Raw genomic sequence first — 24,519 nt, forward strand, 5'->3', positions numbered from 1 at the left:
TCTATATTCTCATTTGATCGTTCATTTTTATTTATTTTGTAACGTTTCAAATAAAAACCAAATTCGCCGTTCTGTTTCATCAATATAAACTTCTAAGATGCTGGTTGTGGCAAAATCATCTCTCTTGCTGCACACCTCATGAACTTTTCTCATATTTTTTAAAAAACTCTTATTATCTTCCAGAAGATTGTGCAGCATGTCATCTGCTGATAAGGTTTCGTTAACGTCATGTAGGGTCTGCAATTCTTTGATCTGCCCAATAGAATGGATTGTTTTTTCTCCAAGTTTGCGTACACGCTCTGCTAAAACATCTATCATAGCAAAAATTTGGTCGCTTTGTTCATCTAATAGAAGATGATAATCACGATAATGGGGTCCTGTCATATGCCAATGGAAATTCTTGGTTTTAACGAATAAGGCAAATGTATCGGCCAAGAGGGGGTTAACAGCCTCGGAAATTTTCCGACGATCTTTGACATCAAGGTCATTAGGTGTTTCGAGCCTATAAAGTGCCAGTTTTTTCATTTTAACTCCTGTTAAATTAAATCGTTTTTATAAGCGTAGACCAATCATTATTAATTTGTTGCAAATTAATTAAAATATAGTCATTTTTATATATAAAATTGAGTTAAATAATTATTCTTCATCCCATATGGCTTGGTGAATGTATTTTCGTGTCAGATTTCTGGGGTTAAGTTGGGTTTCGTTTTAGAACTCCAATATTTTCCGGTGAGTATTGTTCGTTTTTTAGATCGGAATGATTCATTAGGTAGGTTTGCCCTGCTTTGACTTTAGTAGGAAAGTTTAATACACCTCATCAAGATTACCAAGATCGTTACAGATTTTAACAAACCCTATCCATTTACTCTCAGCAAAGTCTTTAGCATATTCAGATAAAAAACCATCCATTCCTTTATCTATCCATGCTTTAGTTATACTTCGTAGTCCAACTCATCATATGGATTGCATTTTATAGGTGCATTTATAATTCAACATGGGTTTTATGTGTTCAATTATGGTCTATATTATTATCAGCAGGTCATTAGAATAACAAGATTAGTCCGCATTTTTGTCGCTTCACATAAGCGAACAACGTTATTATGGAACGATAGAGTGAGTTTAATGTATCTTGTAAAATTACTGTAGTACTATTTTAATAAAAATTGCTTTACAGGAATTTTTCTGCTATTGTTTTGCGTCATTTGTATCGAGTATGGTGCTTGACGTTGAGTTCAGGTGGCGATACTCATTTAAAACTAAGAGAGTAGTATTATGAAGGCATCAATTCATCCAGATTATAAAGTAGTTAAAGTAACATGCAGCTGTGGCGAGGAATTCGAAACCCGTTCAACATTATGTAAAGATTTGAACATTGAAGTATGCTCACAATGTCATCCTTTTTATACTGGTAAGCAAAAATTGGTGGATACTGGGGGGCGTGTTCAGAAGTTCCGCGATCGTTATAGCCAGCGTTCTACTCAAGCTGCTAAAGAAGAAAAGAAATAAGGGCGCGTTATCTTTGCGCCTTTTTATTATACTTCACTCGAAGTATAACTTATTGACAGAATGTTCCTACAATGCTAATTTGCGTTGCTTATAGGTTCTTCACGTTCAATTCTTGTCCCAATCCCATCATTTCATGGCTTTTTCTCTTAATTACTGTTAAGAGTATATAGCCAAAAGTTTGTGTGCCTATGGCACTTTGGATAAAATGAATTGGCAAATGGATAGTAGGATTTTAAACCTTACTTAAGTTTTGTTTTCACTTGAAAGAGAGTAAGTACTTTGGATAATGAAGTTTTAAAGCAATGTGCATTAGATTATCACGAGTTTCCAACTCCTGGAAAACTCGGTGTCCATGTTACCAAATCAACTGACTCTCAGAGTGATTTGTCGCTGGCTTATACACCTGGTGTTGCTGCACCTGTAATTGCAATAGCAGAGAACCCTGAAGACGCCTATCGGTACACGAATAAAGGAAATTTAGTTGCTGTTATGACTAATGGCACTGCAGTATTGGGTTTGGGAGATCTTGGACCTCTTGCCAGTAAGCCAGTAATGGAAGGTAAGGCAGTTTTATTTAAGCGTTTTGCTGGCATTGATGTATTTGATATAGAAATTGATGCTCATGATTCGCAAGCTTTTATTTCTACAGCAAAACGTATTGCACCCACTTTTGGGGGGATTAATCTGGAGGACCTTAAGGCTCCAGAGTGTTTTGAAATTGAGCAGGCTTTAATTGAGCAATTGAATATTCCAGTATTCCATGATGATCAGCATGGTACCGCAATAGTTGTTGCAGCAGCTTTGCTTAATGCTCTTGAATTGCAGCAAAAGAAATTATCTGAAGCAAAAATTGTGTGTATTGGAGCAGGAGCAGCAGGAATTGCTTCCATGCGATTGCTTGTAGCTTTAGGTGCCAATAAAGAAAATATGCTGCTTTTGGATACCAAAGGGGTTATCCATTCTGGACGAGCTGATTTAAATGCGTATAAATTTGCTTTTGCACGTACTACTGAATGTCGCACTTTAGCAGATGCACTTGTTGATGCTGATGTTTTTATTGGGGTTGCCAAGCCGAATTTATTAGATGCCGATTTATTACGATTGATGGCACCTAAACCTGTTATTTTTGCTTTGTCGAATCCAGATCCTGAAATTAGACCTGAATTAGCTTTTCAAGTACGTGATGATTTGGTCATTGCCACTGGGCGTAGCGACTATCCTAATCAAGTTAATAATGTGTTATGTTTTCCTTATATTTTTCGTGGTGCGCTGGATGTACGCGCCAAGTGTATTAATCAATCAATGCAAATTGCTGCAGTTGAAGCAATTCGTCAACTGGTGCATGAGCCCGTCCCCCAGGTAGTGAAGGATAATTACCCAGGTGTTACGTATTGGGATTTTGGCCCTAACTACATTATACCTAAGCCTATAGATCCTCGTTTAAGAGAACGAGTTCCTGCTGCTGTAGCTCAGGCTGCAATAGCGAGCGGCGCAAATCAAGTAAGTAGTAATTTAGAATAGTAGTAGCATCCTGAATGCAGGCCTCAAGGTGTAGCAGTATGCCGTATGAGATGTATCGGGTTGCGCTCAGGATAATAAGTGAATTATACAGCTAAGGGCTTTTAACTGTTGCATTGACAGTGCTTGCCTTTGCTTAACCAAATAGTTAAGGAGATTACTTTGCTTTCTGAAAACCGGAGAAATTACGCATTAATTGGATGGCTTATTTGTGGTCTTGGGGCTTTGTTTTACAGTTATGAATATTTGCTTCGAATAGCGCCTAGTGCAATGGAAACCGCTTTGCGTGAGCATTTTAATTTATCAGCCACAGGTTTTGGGCATATTTCATCGGTATATTATTATGCATATGTCCCCATGCAATTGCCTGTAGGGATTATGATGGATCGCTACGGTCCTCGAAGATTATTAACTTTTGCCTGTTTGATTTGCGTGATTGGAACATTTTTATTCACCAGTACAACCTCTTTTTGGATTGCAGCTTCAGGACGATTTTTAGTTGGATTAGGTTCGGCATTTGCCTTTGTGGGGGTATTAAAACTTGCTACAATCTGGTTGCCTGAGAATAAGCTCGCTATGGTTTCTGGCATCACTTCCGCTTTAGGGACAGTAGGAGCTATGCTAGGTGATAATCTTTTAGAGATCTTTGTTACCCAGATAGGGTGGATTAAAACTTTAAATATGACTGCCTTTTTTGGAATTGCATTAACCTTTGTATTATGGTTAGGAATTCATGATAAAAAAGGGCGATACAGGCAAAGCGGTACGGTTTCTAGTTTTAGAACAGGTCTAATTGATTTAAATATAATAATCAGTAATAGACAAATATGGATTAATGGATTGTACGGCTGTATGGTTTATCTACCTACAACTGTTTTTGCTGAATTATGGGGGATTCCCTATTTAAGAAATGCTCATGGTCTATCAGCACATGGTGCAGGCTTGGCGAACTCATTACTTTTCTTAGGTTTTACTGTAGGTGCTCCGCTGATGGGATATTTTTCTGACAGAATAGCGCGCAGAAAGCTTCCTATGTTCGTAGGTGCTAGTGTTGCCACCGTACTTATGTTGGTTATTTTGTATTTCCCTGGCTTGACTGAAACTAATGTGCAGATACTCATGTTTTTCTTAGGATTATTTTATAGTGCGCAAGCTATTGTATTTGCTGTTGGAAGGGAGTTGAGTCCTGGTGAAGCTGCAGGTACAGCTATGGCGTTTACCAATATGATTGTCATGTTAGGCGGTATGTTGCTGCAGCCTCTGGTAGGGCATTTATTAGATTTCAGTTATTCCATACGCAGTGGTACTTCACTACCTTCAGCTTTGGCTGTTGAAAATGTTAACAAATTATACAACATGACTGACTACCGCATTGCACTGGCTTTTATACCGATAAGTATGCTTATTGCAGCTTCATTAACTTTCTTTTTAAAGGAAACTCATGCTCATGCGCCTAAATGATACTGTTTCAAGAAAGCAATTGTTTTTTGGCATGTTTATATGCTTTGTAGGGGCTATTTTTTATTGCTATGAGTTTATTTTACGCATTATTCCCGGGGTTTTACAAACCGAACTAAGCATTGCGTTAGGGCATATTTCAGCGACCACTTTTGGCCAAATATCTGCCTTATATTACTTTGCATATTCACCGATGCAAATGCCTGTGGGAATGCTTATGGATCGATTTGGTCCCCGACGGCTTCTAACCTTTGCTTGTGTATGTTGTACCATTGGTTCCTGGATGTTTACCCTGACCTCATCCATGTTTTTGGTGGGGGCGGGACGCTTTTTAGTGGGTTTTGGTTCTTCCTTTGCTTTTGTCGGTGTATTGTCTCTTGCGTTACATTGGCTGCCTAGACGCTATTTTTCTTTAATGGCGGGTCTCATGACTACTTTAGGAATGTTAGGGCTTGTATATGGTGAAGTGAAGATTACTGAATGGTCTGAGCGTATCGGCTGGGAGTCTGTATTATTCTTTATAGCCATTGTAGGTTCAGGATTGAGCGTATTGATGTTTCTCGTGGTTCGTGATGGACCTGAAGGGCATCAGTCCAATAAACATCCCTTACCCGAATTCTTTAGAAATGTTCTTAAAGTGTTAATGTCTCCAGAAGTTTGGCTCATTGGTTTTGTAGGAGCCTGTTTGTATACATCATTGTCTGTATTTGGTGAGTTGTGGGGAAAAACGTATTTGGAACAAGCACATAATTTGACTAAAGTTGAAGCTGCCAGAACTGTCTCTGCAGTTTTTTTGGGTTGGGCTGTTGGTGCTCCTATTGCTGGATATTTATCGGATCGTACCGGAAGACGTTTGTTGCCTTTGGTTTTAGGTGCAATTTTAGCCTTGATTTGTATTAGCATCGTATTGTACTGGCCTGGCCTATCCTACATGAGCTTGAATGTCCTATTGTTTTTATATGGCGTATTTAGTGCGACAGAAATTATCGTATTTATCATGGCCAAGGAATGCAGTGGTGCTCAATTATCAGGTACGGTATTTGCAGCAACAAACATGATAGTAACTCTTGGCGGTGTTATTTTCCAACCGCTTGTTGGTAAGTTACTGGATACTTTTGGAGATAGCGGCATTGTAGAGGGAGAGCATATCTATACAGTCGTAGATTATCAGGTTGCTTTATCGATATTACCACTTTCATTATTACTCGTTACTATCCTTGCTTTTTTTATCAAAGATCATGATCATAAAGATCATCCAATTAATTAATTAATTAATCTATCCTTGTAGCCTGGGCGAAGCACAGCGAAACCTGGGTTTCGCTTAAGTGCTCAGCACCCATCGGAACGGCCGTATTTTCTCGCAACCTGGAAGTAAACATTAACCTGGGTGACCTGGAGCTTTTACGGTTTCGCTGCGAATTAATTAAATATTGCAATTAACTCTTTTACCGGACGGCGTAGCGATCCCTGACAATTAATAAAACGTGATACTGGAAAACTTTTAATTTCGGCTTTTCTATAGTGGTATCGAGTAAACTCAGTATCATGGTTGGAAAGAATAACTGGGATGCCTTTAGCAGCTGTTTCTTTAGCTAACTCCGTTAACTCGAGTTGATCTTCTGTTGTAAACAGTTTTTTTGTGTAGGGTAAATGGTGTGATTTCTCTGAAAGAAGTACATAAGGGGGATCGCAATAAATCACATCGCCCCGTTCGGCATATTCAAACGTTTTTCTAAAATCATTATGGATGAATTCTGTCTGTTGACTTTTCAAATGAAAAAGTTGCATTTCTTTGTGTGGAAAATAAGGTTTGCTGTAAAGTCCAAAAGGAACGTTATAAATTCCTTTGGAGTTATATCGGCATAATCCATTATAACCGTGTCGATTTAGGTAAAGAAAAAGTGCAGATTTTTCTGGTGAGTGAATGGACATATTAAAATCAGACCGGAGCTGATAATATTTTTCTTTGCGGTTGAATTCTGGGCTAAAATAGGTTTCACAATGCTGAATGAATGCGTTTCCATTTCGTTGTAATGTAGTAAAAAGATAGACTAAATCAATATTACTTTCAGCCAACAGATAGGAAGAATAATTCGTATTCATAAAAACGACACCTGAGCCAGCAAAAGGCTCAATGAGACGTTTACCCGGAGGAAGAAAGGGAATAATCTTTTCCAGACAGTTGTATTTACTACCTGCCCACTTAAGAAAAGGCCTTATTTTTACCATAGGTTTTACCACGATTTATTCAGAAAGAAGTATTGCTCATTTTTAAGAAAAAAAACAGAATTTTTAATGCAAAAATTTACAACTATTTTAGTATTTTCTTTTTCTATCATGTATGCGAGCAAAAAGTTAGAGTATTGTTTTCAATAATTGCTAAGATATATTATTTACAATGCAGCCATTTATTCATTGATTTTCAAATGAGAGGTATGTTGAGTCAACGTGGAGGTAAACGAGAAGGAGTAGGGCGTCCTTTAGGAAGAGGAAAGTATGGATTAGAACCAACTAAAGCAATACGTATTCCTGTATCTCGTCTTCCGGAAATTCATGCACTATTGGAAAAAGAATCTAAAGCATACAAATTACCTCTTTATTTCAGCAAAGTTCAAGCGGGATTTCCTTCTCCAGGTGATGATTATATTGAACATCACTTAGATCTAAATCAGCAGTTGATAAAACATCCTGCGGCGACATTTATTCTGACCGCAACAGGTGACTCAATGACTGATGCAGGTATTCATTTGGGTGATCTATTGATTGTTGACAAGAGCCTTGAAGCACAGCATGGAAAAATTGTTATTGTCGCACTTAATGGTGAGCTGACTGTGAAGCGTTTATCTAAAATAGGAGGCCGGGTACAGCTTCTTCCAGAAAATCCAAAATATAAACCGATTGATAATACGGATGGACAGGATTTAGTGATTTGGGGTGTGGTTACTTATGTAATCCATATACCAAGCTAGAACCTGGATAGTCCTTAATCAATTCCAGATCAATATTCCCAAATTACAGGAAATAAAGGGTGGTCCATTGGTGCACCTTTTGGAAGCTGTTCGCTTAGACCTGGGAAATTGGGTGATGTTACCCAATTTCGTGGTGCATGAGTAATGTCGTCACCAAGAAAACGCACGGAGAATACCCTTCGTCGTTGATTGCAATTTACCCCACTTGCAGAATGGAGCGTGAGCATATGAAAACACACTACATCTCCAGGAGTTATATCCCAGCCAATAATTGGGTAATTTTCGCGTTTTGAGTCAATATCAGGGAGATCAGCGAGGCTTCCCTCCGGAAACCATTTTGCTTGGTTATCCATAAAAGAACGAGGCATGAGCCATGGTCCCAAATGAGAGCCTGCGATAAGCTCCAAAGTGGAGGTACGAGGCACTGGATCGACTGGTATCCATAAACTGCAATTCTGTATTCCTGCAATATTGTAATAGGGTTGATCTTGGTGCCATGGGGTTCGTTGCCGCGTACCAGGTTCTTTAACCAGAAGATGATCATGATACAGTCTTGTTTTTTTACTATCCATGAGTTTTCCGGCAATGAGACTAACTGGTGACTCAAAAATAAATTTTTGATAATGAGGATTCATTTGCCAAGTGCAAAAGTCTTCAATGAATCGTCCCGGATCATCATTTTTACTTGCAATTTTAGCTCTGGGACTGGGGGAATTCAGATTGAGTTCAATGCCGGTTCGAAGTAGTTCTATTTCTAGGGAACTTAGAATTTGACGAATACAAACAGCACCATCTTTTTTATAAGCATCAATTTGAGCTTGAGTAATAGCTGCCTCAACGCGCTGAATAATCTGTTCTGAAAAAGAATTGTTTTTCATCTTTTGGCGAAAAAAATGAGTCGTTTTCATTGATGTTACTAAAACTTAAGATAAAGAGCTATTTCTTAAAGTGTGAGAAAGCACCCTGATTTTAAAAAAATCATGAGCGTAATTAAAAGTTATGTTATTTTACAGCTTTGCCATGAAAAAGGATTTACAGGTGCATGAGTTGAAATTAAAAGCCAGTGAACGAAAAATTATTTTTCTTGCTTCTTTGGGCGGTGCATTGGAGTTTTATGATTTTGTAATTTACGTTATTTTTGCGCCGATAATCAGTCAGATTTTTTTTCCAGAAACCGATAAATTGGCCTCGTTAATGAGTGTATATGCCGTTTTCGCCATTGGTTATTTGGTTCGTCCATTAGGAGGTGTCGCTTTTAGCCATTTTGGAGATAAATACGGCCGTAAAAAAACATTTATTTTTTCGGTCATCTTAATGGCTGTTCCAACGGTTCTTATTGGCGTTTTACCAACGTATCAACATATAGGGATTTTTTCGAGTATCCTTTTAATTTTTTTACGGTTGTTGCAAGGATTATCGATAGGCGGTGAAATTCCAGGAGCATTAACCTTTACCTGCGAACACGTAAATCCTCGCTCCAGGGCACTTGCTTGCGGCGTTATTTTTTCTTGTCTCAATTTAGGTATTTTTCTGGGCGCAATGATTAGTTTAATTCTAACGAATCAACTTTCAAATGCACAATTATTGAGTTTTGGTTGGCGTATTCCATTTATACTGGGCGGATTACTTGGAATATTCAGTTTCTACATTCGTAAACAGTTGGCTGAGAGCCCCTTATTCCTTGCATTCAAGAATTCAACAGAAAATACGCGCATGCCTTTTGTTGATGCAATCACTTTATATTGGCGAAAGATTTTACAAGGTATTGGTCTAACGTGCTTGGGATCGGTCATGATTAATTTATTATTTTTATACATGCCTACGTACCTTTCAACAATCCTTGCTTATCCGAAACAACAAGCGACTTTATTCAATACGATTAATTTGGGTTTTTATTCCTTGTTGCTTATATTTTTTTGTTGGTGTGCCGATCGTTTGGGCCGTAAATTGGTTCTTTTAATTGGCGTAGTCGGTTTTATTTTATTAAGTTATATTTTATTTGTTACCTTATCCATACAAACGACTTTATCGTTGATTGCGGCCTTATTTATTTTTGCTATTTTGAGCAGTGCCATCATGGTTTATCCAAGCTTACTGGTTGAACTATTCCCAGTTTCTATACGTTATACTGGGATTGCTATTTCTTATAATCTTGCATTCGCTTTTTTCGGAGGCTTAACTCCATTTATTGCTACTTATTTAATTGAGGCATTAAACAATAATCTTGCTCCCAGCTTTTATCTAACACTGAGTGCAATTCTTTGCTTTATCGCAGTATTGACTATTAAAAAACTCTATGTAGAAACGGAGGCTTTTTCATGAGTGGTGACGCAAAGCTGTGATCAAGGTATATAACCTGGGTTCGCTATGCGACACCCAGGCTGAATTATATTTAATTGGGAAGAGAACGTTTCTCTTCAAAAAACTCTACTTTACCTGTTTTGATATCATGTACACCTGCTACAATCCCTACTTGTTTTTTGCTAATTAAATCTTTAAGTATTGGACTTTTTTCTTGTATTTCTCTGACCACATTTAGAGCATTAGCTTTAGCGATTGCATCAATTAATTTGGGATCTGCGCAATTTTTTGTTCCTTGTTCTTGCATACTTGTTTGCACAACGGGTTTAATTTTATCTAATACATCAGTTAGATGTCCGAGTTGGGCTCCCTCACAAGCTCCTACTACTGCACCGCATGAAGTATGTGCCAAGACTACAATAAGACGTGATCCTACTACTTTAGTTGCAAACTCCATGCTACCCAAAATATCTTCATTAAGTATATTTCCGGCTACACGTAAGGTAAATAAATCAGCCAAGCCTTGATCAAGAAAGAGTTCGGGCACACTACGTGAATCCATACAATTGAGGATTACTGCAAAAGGATATTGTCCATAAGAAGATTGATAGGCTTGTTTTAAATAATCTCTGGTGATTTGGGTATGGTTTAAAAAACGTTGGTTTCCATCTTTCAAGCGCTGCAGGGCTTGTTTTGGGGTCATTTTTCGTTGCTTTTCTTGAGTTATTGTTTTACCTAAAATGGATGCTTCTATGGTAGATGAACTTGCAAAGCTGGTAAATGCACAAGTCAAACCAAACATTAAAGCCGAGATTTTTATCAGATGTTGCATTGTGATGCTCCGTTTCAATTAGAAATCATTCCTTTTATTGATAATAACTTAATCTTACAATTCATACACTATTATCTTGAATTTTAATAAAGCGTCTCTATTTATAAATTTGTAGAACGATGTTTAGGAGAAGGGTTATGAGTATCATAAAACACAATTATTTTCCTGTATACAACGAACTTGGTTCCTTATTGGATAATTTTTTCAGACAACAATCAGATTCTTCTGTAGTAGATACAAGTACATGGAAGACTCCTGTAGATATTAAAGAAGAAAAAGAGCGCTTTTTGGTATTTGCAGATATTCCTGGGGTGAATAAAGAAGATATCCAAATATCCTTGGAACAGAGTATTTTAACACTTCGTGGTGAGCGTCACGTCGAGAAAACAGAAAACAAAAATGGCTATACTCGTATGGAACGTCCCCAAGGGCAGTTTTATCGTCGTTTTAGCTTGCCGCAAACTGCGGACGATACAAAAATAAGCGCTAAATACAAACAAGGGGTGCTGGAAATTTCGATTCCTAAAAAGGAAATGGCAGTTGAGAAAAAATTGATATTGCAGTAGAAGAGTAAATAGATCATAGCCTGGGTGAAGGGGCCGAAGTCCGGGTTTCGCTGTGCTTCATCCAATCTATTTATTTAAAACCAAGCAGGTTTGTTGGTCATTAAATAAAAAACAATAATCAGGCTAATAAATGCTGGCCACCCTAAGCAAAACCAGTATTTAAAATAGCGAAAATATATAGGGGGCAAAGGCATATTTTTTTGTTCGGCTTCTACGGCAAAATCACGCATTTTAATCTGGAGATATACTACTGGAAACCAACAAAATGCGGCAATAAAATAGCCAATAATCGATCCCATTACCCATAATGAAGTCCATGCATAACCCGCTAAATAAACCATCCAAAGCCCAGTAATAGGTTGAATAAAGCCGGAAGTGCCAGTAAAAATCCAATCTGCAAGCACAACATAGCGTGTTGTAGCTGCAATGATTTGAGTTTTTCCAGTGCGGTGTCCATATAACATGGTACAAGCAGTTCCTATTCCCGTACCAAAAAGGATTGTCGAACTGATTACATGAATAAATTTAAGCCAAAAATAGAGCATTATCGATCAGACTCCAGGGCTAAAGAAACTAATATGGCTGCCAAAAGTGGAATGTTTTTCGCTAATGGGGCAAAAGGTTCAAGCCATAGATTAGGAAGTTTCCATGTTAAAATAAAACTATAACCTAAAATGATCAGGATTTGTAAGAGACCCACTTTTTTTAGATGATTCATAAACAATACGGCGAAGCCTATACCTGCATCAAGAACGCTGGCGCTATAAAATAAGATGGGCTGCCAGAATGCATTGACTCCAATTTGTGCCAAAAGTTGGAAGGAATCCGATTTAGGATAAAAAAAGAGACAGTTGATTGCGGTAAATAACCAAATAAACGCAATACTAAACTTTAAAATGGGTTTAAGAAAATATAGTCGCGCATGCCAACGATCCTGAATCGAACTGGGATGACGATATATCCCTTCAGTAAATTCTTGAGGTACAAAACCAATTGTATCTTGGAATTTTTGGGTCTCTTCGGGGCTTGTTGTATTATTCTGAATGAGTAATTTATAAGAATTCGTATTTAAGACAGAGTAAGGGATAAAATCTCCGACAAGCGAAGCAAAGCGAATTAGTCCTACAGGCACAAAAAATAACTTTGATTTGGCGAAACCAAGCCAGGATCGCATTTGGATTAAAATATTATTCAAATTGATGCGTTTTGTACTTACAGCGTTTAACAGTACATTTTGCTCTGAGGGCAGATCAATAAGTTGGGTGACTGCTTTGGATAAATCCTCTACGTGAATGGGTTGAAATTCCTGGGTGCCCTTACCCGGTACAGGAGTAATCCAAGGAAATCCACAAAGACCACGAAATAAAGAAGTGCCTCCATAAGAACCACGGCCATAAACGAGGGATGGACGCAAAATAATGGATTGAACAGGTAGTGTAATCAAATAGTCATCTGCTGCCTTCTTACTTTGAGCATAAGCGACATCAGAAGTTTCTATCCCAAGAGCTGAGATTTGAATAATCTTTTTTACCCCAGCGTGCACGCAGGCATCAAATAATACCCGAGGGGTCTCATAATGAATTGACCATATTACTTTGTTATTGGGATGATAAAGAATTCCCACACAATTAATCACTATATCGATCTCTTGCAAACGTTCGCACCAGATAGTGATGGATTTATCATTAATAAAATCACAAAGAATGACATGTGCTGCGGGAAACAATTTTTTGGTGAAGGCAACATCACGCACACAGCAGGTGACTGTATGATTGGTCGCTATAAGTTTGGTGACAATATGGGAAGCAATAAAACCTGAAGCACCAGTAACCAACACATTCATTGCAGATCCTTAATCATACTCAATGACATAATCATAATTTATATAGTACTTTTTTTCAGCCGGTTCATTACATTTCTAAAGAGAATAGATAATTTTTTATAAAGCTCCCTACGTAGCGCGTATGCCTGAGTGCTCCCCATAAAATTGTGAAATGTCAGGGTCACCCCTGAGAAGGTGGGGATCTATTCATCCAAAATAGAATAGAGCTGAAATGAATCTACATAGGATTGCATCGCTCAAGTAAGTTAATTTCCATTGCCTTTGGAGGAATAAAATTCTATTAAGGTTTAAGATGTACATTGCAAATGGATCCCTGCCTTCGCAGGGATGACGCACTCAGGCTTTATGCATGGTATTCAGTAATGTCAGCGAAAACCAATTGTTCTTTGGTTGGATTAAGAGACACTTTTCTCTGGATTCAATGAAAAAATGCGAAGACGATGATGATCTGGATCAAGTGCTACGAAGGTATAGCCAAAATCCATCATTGTCGGAGGTTGTGCAATCTGGATCCCCTGTTGTTGCCAGAACGTATAAAGTTCGTTAATTACATGATCATTTTGCACTTGCAATGAAAGTTCTCCTCCACCACCAAGTGCTGTTGCCTGAGGTTCAACAGTGTGCTTTGACCATAAGCCAAGACGCATACCTGATTTTAATAAAAACATGACAAAAGTAGGTGATGATTCAATAGGGTGGCTCTTGAATAACTGCTCATAAAACGAGGCGCTAAGCAGGGGAGCATCAACATAAAAAATGATTAAATTGGGATCAAGATACATAAGAACTCCTTTTAATTTAATGGAGAGTTGAGTGTAAAAGATCATACTGACAGTTCCTGTCAGTATTGATTGCTCCTCAATACAGGAAGGTCTATGGATAACAAGAATGATTAGTGATTTAATATCGTCAAAGTTGTTCTGCCCAATAATATAGACAGGAATATATAAAAGGAAGTTGATCATGAATAAGTTCTATGTAGATCCCGATATAGCAAAAGCCTCTACTTTGCCGGCACATTTTTATACGTCTCTGGATTGTTTCGAACAAGCAAAAGAAAAAATATTTGCCAGGACTTGGCAGTTTTGTTGCAGTACAGAAAGCTTGCGATTGGATGGGCAATTGGTGCCTTTTATGTTATTGCCAGGATTGTTGGATGAACCTTTATTATTTGTGCGTGAGGAACAAAACCGCTTTCGTTGTCTCAGTAATGTATGCACCCATAGGGGCAATATTTTGATTGAAGCACCATGTTATGCCGAAAAAATTAAGTGTTCCTACCATGGGCGTCGATTCAATCTTTGCGGTGAGTTCCTGCATATGCCGGAATTCGAAAAAACCTGTAATTTCCCAACTGCAAAAGATAATTTGCCGCAAATCCCATTTGATTGTCTTGAACCATTTCTTTTTGCTTCATTAGCGCCCCAAGTGCCGTTTAAGGAGGTGTTTGCTGATATTAAAGAACGTCTTTTCTGGTTGCCTATGGAAAAAATGAGTCTTGATTTAAATCGCTCACGCGACTATTTAGTGAAAGCGAATTGGGCGTTGTATTGTGAAAATTATCTTGAAGCTTTGCATATCCCTTTTGTCCATCATTCATTAAGAAAAGTGATTGATTGCACCACCTATACTACAGAGCTTTATCGTTATTGTAATTTGCAATTGGCTCTAGCCAGCCATGGGGAAGAGAGCTTTGCTTTACCTAAAGACTCACCTGACTATGGCAAGCAAGTGGCAGCTTATTATTATTGGATTTTTCCAAATACAATGCTTAATTTTTATCCGTGGGGATGCTCTGTAAATGTGGTGAAACCATTGGGACCTGAATTAACTAAAGTTTCATTTTTAACCTACGTACTTGATGAAACCAAGTTAGGTAAAGGCGCTGGTGGTGACTTGGATAAAGTGGAACGTGAAGATGAGGCAGTTGTTGAGTCAGTTCAGCGGGGAATTCGTTCTCGTTTTTATGAAACAGGTCGTTTTTCTCCCACGAAAGAACAGGGAACCCATCATTTTCAACGGCTGCTTTGCGAATTTCTTAATGATTAATAGATAAACGAATAGTGAGCAAAGATGATTCTTTAACTTAATAGTAGTATGAGTACTTACTCTTTTTCCCAAATTCAAGGATTGAATGATGCATGATTTAGCTCAAGAGTCTTCGCTGCAACGGAAGCTTAATGCGCGTATATTGGGAATGATCACATTGGGCGGTTCGATTGGAACGGGCATTTTCTTAGCCAGTGGTAATGCTTTATCCATGGCTGGTCCAGGTGGTACATTGCTTGCCTACTTGATCATGGGGATCATGGTTTATTTTTTGATGACTGGCCTTGGTGAAATGGCTGCATACATGCCAACAAGTGGATCATTTTATGTTTACGCTGCTCGTTTTTTTGATCCCTCTTTAGGATACGCTTTAGGTTGGAATTATTGGTATAGCTGTGCCATTTATATTGCTTCAGAAATATCGGCTTCCGCATTAATTATGCATTTTTGGTTTCCTGAGAGTTCATCATTTCTTTGGTGTTCAGTTTTTCTCTTTCTGATAATAGTCTTTAATGCGATATCAACTAAAGCATTTGGCGAAGTAGAGTATTGGCTTTCATTTATTAAAATCTCGGTCATTGTTCTATTTATTGTGACCGGATTTTTTCTGATTTTCGGTTTCACAGATTATAAGGCAGGGGGATTCCAAAATTGGCGTATTGGCGATGCTCCATTTCATAGCGGATGGATTGGTATTCTTGCTGCTTTTGTTGCAGCAGGTTTTTCTTTTCAGGGTACGGAGTTAATCGGCGTTGCTGCAGGAGAAAGTGTTCATCCTGATACAACAATTCCCAAAGCAATAAAAATGGTTTTTTGGCGAATTTTAATATTCTTCATTTTATCACTTTTTATTATCAGTCTTTTGATACCGTATACTTCGTCACAATTAATCAGTTCTGATGTAGTAATGAGTCCTTTTACCTTGGTGTTTCAACAATATGATAAAGCTTTTGCTGCAATGATTATGAATGCGGTGATTCTTCTTGCAATTATATCAACCGCAAATTCAAGCATGTATGTTGGCAGCAGAATGCTTTGGCATCTTGCCAAGGAAGGCCATGTTCCTCGAATTTTTTCTGTGGTTAATCAAAGAGGAATACCAATCTATGCTTTAGCCTTAACAAGTGTTGTTGCGATGTTGGCTTTTTTATCTTCCATTTTTGGTAATGGGACTGTTTATTTTTGGTTACTCAACGCAACAAGCCTGTCTGGATTTATTGCTTGGATGGGGATAGCGATAAGCCATTATCGTTTCCGCAAAGCCTACTTGCGTCAGGGAAAAGACCCAGCTCAACTTCCTTATTTGGCTAGGGGATATCCTTTTGGTCCTTTATTTGCTTTTGGTGTATGCATGATTGTGATTAGCGGACAGAATTATTCTGCTCTAATCGCAACTCCCAAAGATTGGTATGGTTTGCTTATTTCTTATAGTGGTGTGCCGCTTTTTTTAATGATTTGGATCGGACATAAATGGATAAAAAAGACCAAGATTATCCCTTTGCATGAGTGTAGGTTCGACTGTGAATAAGTAGGGTCTACCTATCTCATATCTTGGCTAAAATTGTTTGATTTTTTTCTGTGCTCCGATGTGCTGAAAATCAAATAAATTAGGCTCAAGCTAGCGGTATGTAGTTGGACTCTAATGATTTTGTCAAAAACTTTCTCAAAATAATAATTTACAAGTTATCTCGTTCAGCCTACATTTTGATTTATGTACACAAATCAAAATATCTTAAACCATGTAGGCATTAATTGACTGCAATAATTTTTATGCATCCTGTGAGCGTCTTTTTCGTCCTGACTTACAAGCGACAGAATTTTTATGTCCATTTTTGATAAAGTGAATAAAAAATTTGGTCGAAATACCTTATATCTTGCAGCAGAAGGGTGCAATGGCAGGCCTTGGGATTCTCGTTTACAAATGCGCCCACTACGCTACACTAGTTGCTGGTCCGACTTACCTGTGGTACGTACCCGAACTTAATTTATAAGCGCTAGGTTTTTTCATGTAATTTAAGAGCGAAACTTGATCCCGAGAGCAAGTTGCGGGGCGTAGAAAGATAAATTATCAACGGAACCTACTATAATAATAATTTATTCCGCGGAAGATTTTTATGCCAAATAAAATTCATGTACCAAAGATCGTGATTGTAGGAGGTGGTGCAGGAGGAATGGAGTTGGCGGCATTACTTGGAAATAAATATGGAAAAAAGGGCAAAGCTGCTATTACCCTGGTTGATTGTACGCCTACCCATATTTGGAAACCGTTGTTACATGAGGTTGCAGCAGGGAGTTTCTTTACAAATGAAAATGAAATTGACTACCTTGCTTATGCTGCAACGCATCATTTTCATTTTGTTTTAGGGGCACTTGAAGGTTTAGACCGGGGTAAAAAAGAAATCTATTTATCTCCATTTTACAGTCACGAACAAGAAGTTCTTCCAAAGAGAACGCTTTCATTCGATATTTTAATTATTGCCGTGGGAAGTGTTGCCAATGATTTCAGTATCCCGGGAGTGCGTGAGCATTGTTTGTTTTTAGATAACATTCATCAAGCGGTCTATTTTCATCGCGAATTATTAAATCATTTCATGCGCCTTTCCCAGCAACCACAACAGAGTCAATTTAATTTGGTTATTGTAGGTGGGGGTGCTACTGGGATTGAATTAATCGCAGAATTAAATAATGCAATCCACGAAATTATAAGTTATGGAATTGGCATTCAATCCGAAATTATTTCTTTTACTCTAATCGAGGCTGCAAACAGATTGTTGACCGCGCTTCCAGAAGTGCTTTCAGAAAAAGTATTTACTGAATTAACGCGTATGGGTGTAAGAGTTTGTGTCAATGAACAAGTGAATGAAGTGACAGAAAAAGGCTTGTATACTAAATCAACACAATTTATTCCTGCTGATCTTATTGTGTGGACTGCTGGTATTAAGGCTCCAGATTTTTTGTGTCATTTGGATGGTTTGGAGGTTAATCAAATGAACCAATTACTGGTAAAGCAAACGTTACAAACAACCTTGGACGATTCTATTTTTGTTTTAGGTGACTGTGCGTGTTGCCCACAAACCCACTCGGATAAAACGGTGCCGCCTCGCGCGCAGGCTGCACATCAGCAAGCTCGTTTTCTGTATAAAAATTTGGATAAATATTTAGAAGGTAAGCCTTTACCTCCTTATCATTATCGTGATCATGGATCTTTGGTTACATTAAGTCAGTATGCAGTAGGTAATTTGATGGGTAAAATTACTAAAAATTTAATGATAGAAGGTAAATTAGCGCGTTTATTTTATTTATCATTATACAAACAACACCAAATTTCTTTATATGGTTGGTGGCGAGTTTTTTTGCTTACCCTATCGAATTTGTTAAGCCGTAGAGTAAAACCGAGACTTAAGTTGCACTAGGGTTCATCTTGCACAAAGAATAGGCTTATAAATCTCGCATGCTGATTGATTTATGCTGTGTTTCACAGCGCTAAAATCAAACCATTTTGGCTCAATCGAGCGAATTGGCCACAGATGCTAGAGGATAGGGTGATCTAAGGTTATTCAGGGTCTCTTCTCTTTGTTTCATGAAAAAAATGGGATAAAGTAAAGTCGAGAAATTATAAGGCAGGAAGCAATAATGTGGGATCAGAATAAAAAAAAATATTTAAAACGTCTGTCCAAGATTAAACCTTATCTTAAGAACAATAAATTTGTTGAGGCGAATGACATAATAACAGTGCTTTCACATCTTATTCACTCGGGTGATCGAGTATGTATTGAAGGTGATAATCAAAAGCAGGCTAATTTTTTGGCTGCTGCTATGACTCAATTGAATCCTGTGCAAATAAATCATTTACATATGATCCAATCCGCTATTGCGTTACCAGAGCATCTTGATGTGTTTGAAAAAGGGATTGCAAGCCGAATCGATTTTTCTTATTCAGGCCCACAATCAACTCGTCTTGCTGATATGGTAAAAAATAAAAAGATCGAGATAGGTAATATTCATACTTATAATGAACTTTTTGGACGATTGGTTGCCGATTTGACTCCAAATGTTTGTTTGTTGATGGCAGATAAAGCAGACAGGGAGGGAAATTTATTTACCGGAGCAAATACAGAAGATACCCCTGCTATTATCGAAGCAACCAATTTTAAAGATGGTGTGGTTGTTGTACAAGTCAATGACGTGGTGGATCGCTTACCGCGAATTGATATTCCGGCAGGTTGGGTTGATATCATTGTTCAAGGTCCGGAAGCATCTTATATCGAGCCACTTTTTACCCGTGATCCTGCGCACATTGATGAAGTGAAAATATTAATGGCCATGATGGTGATTAAAGGAATATACGCACCTTATCAAGTGAATATATTAAATCATGGAGTAGGTTTTAATACATGTGCCATTGAATTGCTGTTGCCTACCTATGCTGAATCATTAGGTCTAAAAGGAAAAATATGTCAACACTGGATTGTGAATCCTGTTCCTACTTTAATTCCTGCTATCGAAGCAGGATTTGTAAAAACCATTTACCCGTTTGGTGGAGAGGTAGGAATGAATCGTTACGCAGTCTCCCGTCCCGATGTCTTTTTTACAGGCAAAGAGGGATGTTTGCGTTCGAATCGTATGTTAGGTCAATTATCAGGCCATTATGCTTGCGATGTTTTTATCGGAGCAACATTGCAGATGGATCTTGAGGGAAATAGTTCTACAGCTGTTGAAGGACGTATCGCGGGCTTTGGTGGTGCTCCTAACATGGGGTGTGATGCTCCTGGGCGACGTCACTCTTCTTATGCCTGGTTAAAAGCAGGCCAAGAACGCAATGAGGCACTGGGATTAAAAATGCCGCGAGGAAGAAAATTAGTGATTCAAATGGTAGAAACGTTCCAAGGTTCAGCACAACCCACATTTGTTGAAAAACTGGATGCCTGGGCTTTACAAAAATCGATGAAAGCAGATTTGCCCGCCGTGATGATTTATGGAGATGATATAAGTCATGTCGTTACGGAAGAAGGCATTGCTAATCTTCTGAGGTGTCGCACTCTTGAGGAGCGTGAACAGGCTATTCGAGGTATTGCAGGATATACCGAAGTTGGAGTTATGCGCGATAGGAAAAAGGTTGAGGAATTGCGTCAACGAGGTGTCATTAAGCGCCCTGAGGATTTAGGAATCAAGCCCTCTGATGCAACTCGAGATTTATTGGCAGCCAAGTCAATTCGTGACCTTGTTGATTGCTCAAAGGGCTTGTATGAACCGCCTGTAAAATTTAGAAATTGGTAGGTAAAGAATATGGAAAAAATGGAGTTTCGTTTTACACTTCCTGGTGAGCGTTTGCAAGGCAAAAAAACTGTTTGTGGCGTTGTTGGCTCAGGCAATCTGGAAGTCATTATTGAAGAAAATACCACTTCTGAGACAATTTTTACGATTCAGACTGCAATTGATCATTATAAGACAGTTTGGAAGATGATTATTGACGATTTTGTAAATCAACACCAACCTGTTGGTTTGCAATTTACCCTTAATGATAATGGAGCAATACCCGCAGTCGTTTTATTACGTCTAAGCCAGGCATTAGAAGAGTTTCAAGGAAATCACAAAATAGGAAGTAATTATGAGGAGCTTGATGCACGTGAGCGGATCCAGGTTATTTTTGATAAAGATTCATTCACTGAGTGGCTTGCTGAGGAAAAGCTTTATAGCCCCTATCTAGCTGCTTTAAATTTGCCAGGCGAAGCAGATGATGGCATCGTCATTGGTTCAGCCCTGTTACAAAAGAGCAAAGTACTTGTCGCGGCCCAGCAAAAAGATTTTATGGGCGGTGCAGTGGGTGAAATTCATGGAGCGAAACTTACCGGTTTATTTAAAGCTGCAATCGCAACCCGCGCTAAGGCAGTAATTCTTCTCATTGATAGCGGCGGAGTGCGTTTACATGAAGCCAATGCAGGAGAAATATCAATTTCTGAAACGATTCGTGCTGTTTTTGACGCAAGGCGCCATGGGGTAACTACTGTAGGTGTTATTTGTGGGAAAAATGGTGCTTTTGGTGGTATGGGAATTATTTCTGCGTGTTTGGATTATCTTGTGATTAATGAAGTAGGGCGTATAGGAATATCCGGTCCTGAGGTGATTCAGGCTGTTGCTGGTGTCACAGTATTTAATTCGCAAGATAGGGCTTTAGTGTGGCGTGTCTATGGAGGTAAAACTCGCTATTTACAGGATATTGCTCAAAGCTATGTGGGAGCTGATGTAGGTACATTACGCGCTAAACTAATTGCTGCGCTTGATAAGAGCGTTTCTTTGGATCTTAACTCCATAAAGCAAAAGCATGCTTTGCTAAAAAAGCGTTTGCAGGAAACCCAAGGGTTTCAGGAACAGGGAGCTTATCTCAAACAAGTTGCTCCAAAGTATGCTGCAACTCTTTTTGATATGGACGAGCAGGACTTTTTAGATGCAGCAAAAAATATAAAAAAGAAATCTTAAAAATTGTAGCCTGGCTGCGACGCAACCCCGGCTACAAGGTAAGGTTTAGGATTATTGTCATTCCCTCAAAGCAGGGAATCTATCCTTATATAGGCATTGTGCTTGATTGGAAATGGGTTCCCGCTTGTCGGAACGACAAAAAAATGAAATCAAGGGATACCGCAGGACTCATGTAGAAGGAATAAGAAAATGGTTGCATTAAAGGATCTTCTCAAAGAAATCTTTTCACATGAAGTGAAGTTGGCAGAGAACCAATCGGTTGTTTATGGACAAGCAATGCTGAATAATCAACTCATTCATATTCTTGGGGTAAAAGAGTCAACATTCCTGGGAGTAGAACAAGCGCTTATTATGGCTCAGCACGTAATCGACATTCTTGAGAGCCAGTCAAAAGCGCCTGTTCTGCTTTTAGTCGATGTTGCCGGACAAGAGTTAGCAATGCGTGATGAATGGTTGGGTATGCAACAATATTTTGGTCATTTACTTGAATGTTTGGAGTGCCTGCGCCAACAGGGAAATGTCTTAATATCGCTTGTTTATAACCAAGCATTAGGTGGTGCTTTTATTGCCTATGGTTTGATGGCAGATACAATTTTAGCTTTACCAGACGCGGCACTCGCTGTGATGTGGTTAGAGGGAATTGCCAAGGTTACTAAAATAGAGTTAAGCACACTTCAGGAGCTCAGTAAGACATTTCCGGTTTTTGCCCCTGGCGCAGAAAATTTTTATGAACTTGGTGGCTTGCATGAGATTGTAAACTCATCTGAACTTGCTGAAAAAATCAATGGGGCGATCCGAAAGAAAAATACTACAGATGATCGAGCACTCTTGGGGAGCGAACGAGGGGGTAGAAAGCTTGCCTACTCAATTATCAATAAAGTAGCCAATCATTTATGAGTTTACAAAGACATCATTTAATTTATCTTCAACCTGGTACAGATTTTACTGTTACTTCGATTCATGAAGATAAAAAAATGATTGAAGAACAAGTATCCCTTTGGCTTGAAAAAGGCTTGCCTTGTATTTATGCCAAACAATTAATGCACCAAGAAACAATTAATCTGGGATTAACTCTTTTGCATGCCGAGAAAAAGCACCGCGTTGGTTTACAGGTTGTACCATCATTTGTACAAGAGCAAAAGCCTCTTCCTACACTCCTGGAGATGCAGGATTTTTTTTCTTCTTATTATGGCATAAACAAGTTAGATACTTTTATAAAGCTGTTGCCAATTCCTAACATTGCTGTTTATGGATCATTTTTATTTCATTATGTATCCGGATATTCTTTTGTTGATCGCGCTTCGGATCTTGATTTACTTATCTCTTATCAAAACTCTTCTTTAGTTGATATAAGTGAATCTATTGCTGCCTTAACAAAAAAATTAAATCGAATTATTGATGGTGAGGTTCGTTTTCCTTGTCTTGGTGATATTCCTATCAGAGAATTGCTTAATGTATCCGCAAAAAAGCTGTTGTGTAAGAGTAGGGACAAGGTTTCGTTATTATCAAGAGCAGAACTTTATGAACACTATCCTTTGCTGTGAAAGAACGCTCGCCAGAATAGCAGTTAGAGCCCTTTATTTTGAAGTCAAAGCGTACCCTAAACCCGGCTTGGTCAGCTTTACGGATGCAGGGGCACATCAGGATATGAATGGTGAAACATTTTATCGTAGCTTATTTACCCTGCGGCATTATTTTTATCAAATCACCAAAAAAGGATTAGTAAATGACTCTTTTGAAGCGTTAAAACAAGTGGCTATTGAGGCGGAACAGCGTATGCTGGGAAAAACTCAGGGAGTTAATACCCACCGTGGTGCTATTTTTGCTTTGGGTATCGTTTGTGTTTCTGTAATAAGGCTGGCTCAGGAAAAAAAGCAATTTACTCCAGAGGATGTTCACCAGCAAATATTGAAAGACTGGCCAAGGCATTTGGTAAGCCATCTTGGGAATCCAGAAAGCCATGGAGCTTTAGTACGTCAAAGATATAAGGTTGTTGACGCCAAACAAATGGCAATTCATGGGTATGATTTAATTTTTCAATTACTTCCTGATTTTATTTCACTTTTCATTGAGACTCAATCCCTGGATGCCGTCTGTTTGTTTGCGTACTCAGAGCTATTAATGCATATGGATGATACGAATATTCTTTATAGGAAAGGTAAGTCAGCACTGGATTATGCAAAGCACAAAACAGGAGAATTATTGGCCGTTCGATGTTTAAAAAAGCGTCAAAAAAAGGCATTGGAGTTGCATCAGCTTTTTTCTGAAGCGGGGATTAGTCCAGGGGGGGTAGCTGATTTGCTCAGTGTTTTATTATTTTTAGGTCAATTATTCTGTGATCAACTCCGCAATTACTCTAGTTCTTAAAAAATTTTAGGAAAAACAACTATACTATAATTGTAACGCATTTCATGTATAAGGTAATTTGTTTTTTAAATAGGGAGAAAGCATATGGAACCCAGTAATCATTTATCTCAATCTCAATTGGATTTAATACCCATACTTTCTCGTGCAACTATTTTTACGGGCATAGGTCACATTGAGCAAAAAATGCTAGCTGATAAATGTGTTATTGAAAATTATAGGCCTGAAGAAATCGTTATCGAACAAGGTGAAATAGGGGACAAGCTTTATATTATTATTCGAGGTTCGGTGCAAGTTTCTATAAAAACACAGTCTATGGGCTGGAAACGCATTAATACTTTGGGATCTGGCGATGTATTCGGGGAAATTGCAATTTTACGCAATATTCGCAGAACGGCGCGTATCAGTACTATCACTGCTTGTCAATTTCTGACGATTAGTGCAAGTGATTTTTTAGCGGTTTATCAATATTTTCCTGCACGTGCACGCGACAATATCCAGTTGGTTGTTGCTAAACGATTACAAGAAAGTGGTGCTAATGTGCGTTTGTAGTCGTTGTTTGGAGCTAATATTTTCGCAGCCTGTTTCTTTTTGCGATAGGGCAAAGTGTATTGACATATCAGGTCAAAAACAATG

The 24,519-nt window shown here is 38.4% G+C and carries 24 protein-coding genes; 17 read left to right on the plus strand and 7 right to left on the minus strand.

Features of this window, described 5'->3' with window-relative positions:
- Positions 1-27: 27 nt before the first annotated feature.
- Complete coding sequence (locus Lpar_RS08385) at positions 28-525, minus strand: Dps family protein (protein ID WP_058517520.1); 498 nt, start codon at positions 523-525, stop codon at positions 28-30.
- 747 nt (positions 526-1,272) lie between these two features.
- Here Lpar_RS08385 and rpmE point away from each other — a divergent pair.
- The 4 genes from rpmE (at position 1,273) to Lpar_RS08405 (ending at position 5,749) form a co-directional block, all read left to right on the plus strand.
- The gene (rpmE, locus tag Lpar_RS08390) at positions 1,273-1,506 is read left to right on the plus strand and encodes a 50S ribosomal protein L31 (RefSeq protein WP_058517521.1); all 234 of its coding nucleotides are present in this window, start codon (positions 1,273-1,275) and stop codon (positions 1,504-1,506) included.
- 279 nt (positions 1,507-1,785) lie between these two features.
- The gene (locus Lpar_RS08395; protein ID WP_058517522.1) at positions 1,786-3,027 is read left to right on the plus strand and encodes a malic enzyme-like NAD(P)-binding protein; all 1,242 of its coding nucleotides are present in this window, start codon (positions 1,786-1,788) and stop codon (positions 3,025-3,027) included.
- A 159-nt stretch (positions 3,028-3,186) separates the two neighbouring features.
- A complete protein-coding gene (locus tag Lpar_RS08400) occupies positions 3,187-4,485 on the plus strand; it encodes an MFS transporter (protein WP_058517523.1) in 1,299 nt (432 codons plus the stop codon).
- Positions 4,472-5,749: an MFS transporter gene (locus Lpar_RS08405; protein ID WP_058519213.1), complete on the plus strand. Its 1,278-nt coding sequence runs from the start codon at positions 4,472-4,474 to the stop codon at positions 5,747-5,749. The genes Lpar_RS08400 and Lpar_RS08405 overlap by 14 nt, the downstream gene beginning before the upstream one ends.
- 152 nt (positions 5,750-5,901) lie before the next feature.
- On the opposite strand, the gene Lpar_RS08410 is transcribed toward Lpar_RS08405, so the two are convergent.
- Positions 5,902-6,711 carry a DNA adenine methylase gene (locus Lpar_RS08410; protein WP_058519214.1) on the minus strand — a complete coding sequence of 270 codons (810 nt, stop codon included), beginning with the start codon at positions 6,709-6,711 and terminating at the stop codon, positions 5,902-5,904.
- Between the two features lie 209 nt (positions 6,712-6,920).
- On the opposite strand from Lpar_RS08410, the gene Lpar_RS08415 reads away from it, so the two are divergent.
- Entirely contained in the window at positions 6,921-7,451 is a 531-nt protein-coding gene (locus Lpar_RS08415) for a LexA family protein (protein WP_058519215.1), read from the plus strand.
- Positions 7,452-7,480: 29 nt separating this feature from the next.
- Here Lpar_RS08415 and Lpar_RS08420 read toward each other — a convergent pair whose 3' ends face one another.
- Positions 7,481-8,359, minus strand: coding sequence for a phytanoyl-CoA dioxygenase family protein (locus Lpar_RS08420; protein WP_420324261.1), 879 nt, complete (start codon positions 8,357-8,359; stop codon positions 7,481-7,483).
- Positions 8,360-8,489: 130 nt separating this feature from the next.
- On the opposite strand from Lpar_RS08420, the gene Lpar_RS08425 reads away from it, so the two are divergent.
- Complete coding sequence (locus Lpar_RS08425) at positions 8,490-9,773, plus strand: MFS transporter (RefSeq protein ID WP_237759369.1); 1,284 nt, start codon at positions 8,490-8,492, stop codon at positions 9,771-9,773.
- A 70-nt stretch (positions 9,774-9,843) separates the two neighbouring features.
- Here the strand turns inward: Lpar_RS08425 and Lpar_RS08430 are convergent, their stop codons facing one another.
- Positions 9,844-10,554, minus strand: a complete 711-nt coding sequence (locus Lpar_RS08430) for a carbonic anhydrase family protein (protein WP_420324267.1) — start codon at positions 10,552-10,554, stop codon at positions 9,844-9,846.
- A gap of 167 nt (positions 10,555-10,721) precedes the next feature.
- On the opposite strand from Lpar_RS08430, the gene Lpar_RS08435 reads away from it, so the two are divergent.
- The gene (locus Lpar_RS08435) at positions 10,722-11,150 is read left to right on the plus strand and encodes an Hsp20/alpha crystallin family protein (RefSeq protein ID WP_058517526.1); all 429 of its coding nucleotides are present in this window, start codon (positions 10,722-10,724) and stop codon (positions 11,148-11,150) included.
- Between the two features lie 74 nt (positions 11,151-11,224).
- On the opposite strand, the gene Lpar_RS08440 is transcribed toward Lpar_RS08435, so the two are convergent.
- The 3 genes from Lpar_RS08440 to Lpar_RS08450 all read right to left on the minus strand — a co-directional run bounded on the left by Lpar_RS08440 (position 11,225) and on the right by Lpar_RS08450 (position 13,775).
- On the minus strand, positions 11,225-11,695 hold the full coding sequence (locus Lpar_RS08440; protein ID WP_058517527.1) for a DUF2269 family protein: 471 nt from the start codon (positions 11,693-11,695) through the stop codon (positions 11,225-11,227).
- On the minus strand, positions 11,695-12,993 hold the full coding sequence (locus tag Lpar_RS08445) for an NAD(P)H-binding protein (RefSeq protein ID WP_058517528.1): 1,299 nt from the start codon (positions 12,991-12,993) through the stop codon (positions 11,695-11,697). The genes Lpar_RS08440 and Lpar_RS08445 overlap by 1 nt, the downstream gene beginning before the upstream one ends.
- 395 nt (positions 12,994-13,388) lie before the next feature.
- Entirely contained in the window at positions 13,389-13,775 is a 387-nt protein-coding gene (locus Lpar_RS08450) for a VOC family protein (protein ID WP_058519217.1), read from the minus strand.
- A 181-nt stretch (positions 13,776-13,956) separates the two neighbouring features.
- On the opposite strand from Lpar_RS08450, the gene Lpar_RS08455 reads away from it, so the two are divergent.
- The 10 genes from Lpar_RS08455 (at position 13,957) to Lpar_RS08495 (ending at position 24,435) form a co-directional block, all read left to right on the plus strand.
- Positions 13,957-15,042: an SRPBCC family protein gene (locus tag Lpar_RS08455; RefSeq protein ID WP_058517529.1), complete on the plus strand. Its 1,086-nt coding sequence runs from the start codon at positions 13,957-13,959 to the stop codon at positions 15,040-15,042.
- Between the two features lie 85 nt (positions 15,043-15,127).
- The gene (locus Lpar_RS08460) at positions 15,128-16,570 is read left to right on the plus strand and encodes an amino acid permease (RefSeq protein ID WP_237759370.1); all 1,443 of its coding nucleotides are present in this window, start codon (positions 15,128-15,130) and stop codon (positions 16,568-16,570) included.
- Between the two features lie 294 nt (positions 16,571-16,864).
- Positions 16,865-17,026 (plus strand): DUF4113 domain-containing protein, encoded by a 162-nt coding sequence (locus Lpar_RS18470; protein ID WP_237759371.1) that lies wholly within the window; start codon positions 16,865-16,867, stop codon positions 17,024-17,026.
- A gap of 130 nt (positions 17,027-17,156) precedes the next feature.
- Positions 17,157-18,455: an NAD(P)/FAD-dependent oxidoreductase gene (locus tag Lpar_RS08465; protein WP_058517531.1), complete on the plus strand. Its 1,299-nt coding sequence runs from the start codon at positions 17,157-17,159 to the stop codon at positions 18,453-18,455.
- Positions 18,456-18,675: 220 nt separating this feature from the next.
- On the plus strand, positions 18,676-20,319 hold the full coding sequence (mdcA, locus tag Lpar_RS08470; protein WP_058517532.1) for a malonate decarboxylase subunit alpha: 1,644 nt from the start codon (positions 18,676-18,678) through the stop codon (positions 20,317-20,319).
- 9 nt (positions 20,320-20,328) lie between these two features.
- Positions 20,329-21,519 carry a biotin-independent malonate decarboxylase subunit beta gene (locus Lpar_RS08475; protein ID WP_058517533.1) on the plus strand — a complete coding sequence of 397 codons (1,191 nt, stop codon included), beginning with the start codon at positions 20,329-20,331 and terminating at the stop codon, positions 21,517-21,519.
- A gap of 189 nt (positions 21,520-21,708) precedes the next feature.
- Positions 21,709-22,416 (plus strand): biotin-independent malonate decarboxylase subunit gamma, encoded by a 708-nt coding sequence (locus Lpar_RS08480; protein ID WP_058517534.1) that lies wholly within the window; start codon positions 21,709-21,711, stop codon positions 22,414-22,416.
- The gene (locus tag Lpar_RS08485; RefSeq protein WP_058517535.1) at positions 22,413-23,063 is read left to right on the plus strand and encodes a phosphoribosyl-dephospho-CoA transferase MdcG domain-containing protein; all 651 of its coding nucleotides are present in this window, start codon (positions 22,413-22,415) and stop codon (positions 23,061-23,063) included. Before Lpar_RS08480 ends, Lpar_RS08485 begins: the two co-directional genes overlap by 4 nt.
- Positions 23,041-23,886 carry a triphosphoribosyl-dephospho-CoA synthase gene (locus Lpar_RS08490; RefSeq protein ID WP_058517536.1) on the plus strand — a complete coding sequence of 282 codons (846 nt, stop codon included), beginning with the start codon at positions 23,041-23,043 and terminating at the stop codon, positions 23,884-23,886. Before Lpar_RS08485 ends, Lpar_RS08490 begins: the two co-directional genes overlap by 23 nt.
- A gap of 84 nt (positions 23,887-23,970) precedes the next feature.
- Complete coding sequence (locus tag Lpar_RS08495) at positions 23,971-24,435, plus strand: cyclic nucleotide-binding domain-containing protein (RefSeq protein ID WP_058517537.1); 465 nt, start codon at positions 23,971-23,973, stop codon at positions 24,433-24,435.
- The last annotated feature ends 84 nt before the right edge of the window (positions 24,436-24,519 follow it).

The sequence above is a fragment of the Legionella parisiensis genome, from assembly GCF_001467945.1.
In the GTDB taxonomy this organism is placed as follows: domain Bacteria; phylum Pseudomonadota; class Gammaproteobacteria; order Legionellales; family Legionellaceae; genus Legionella; species Legionella parisiensis.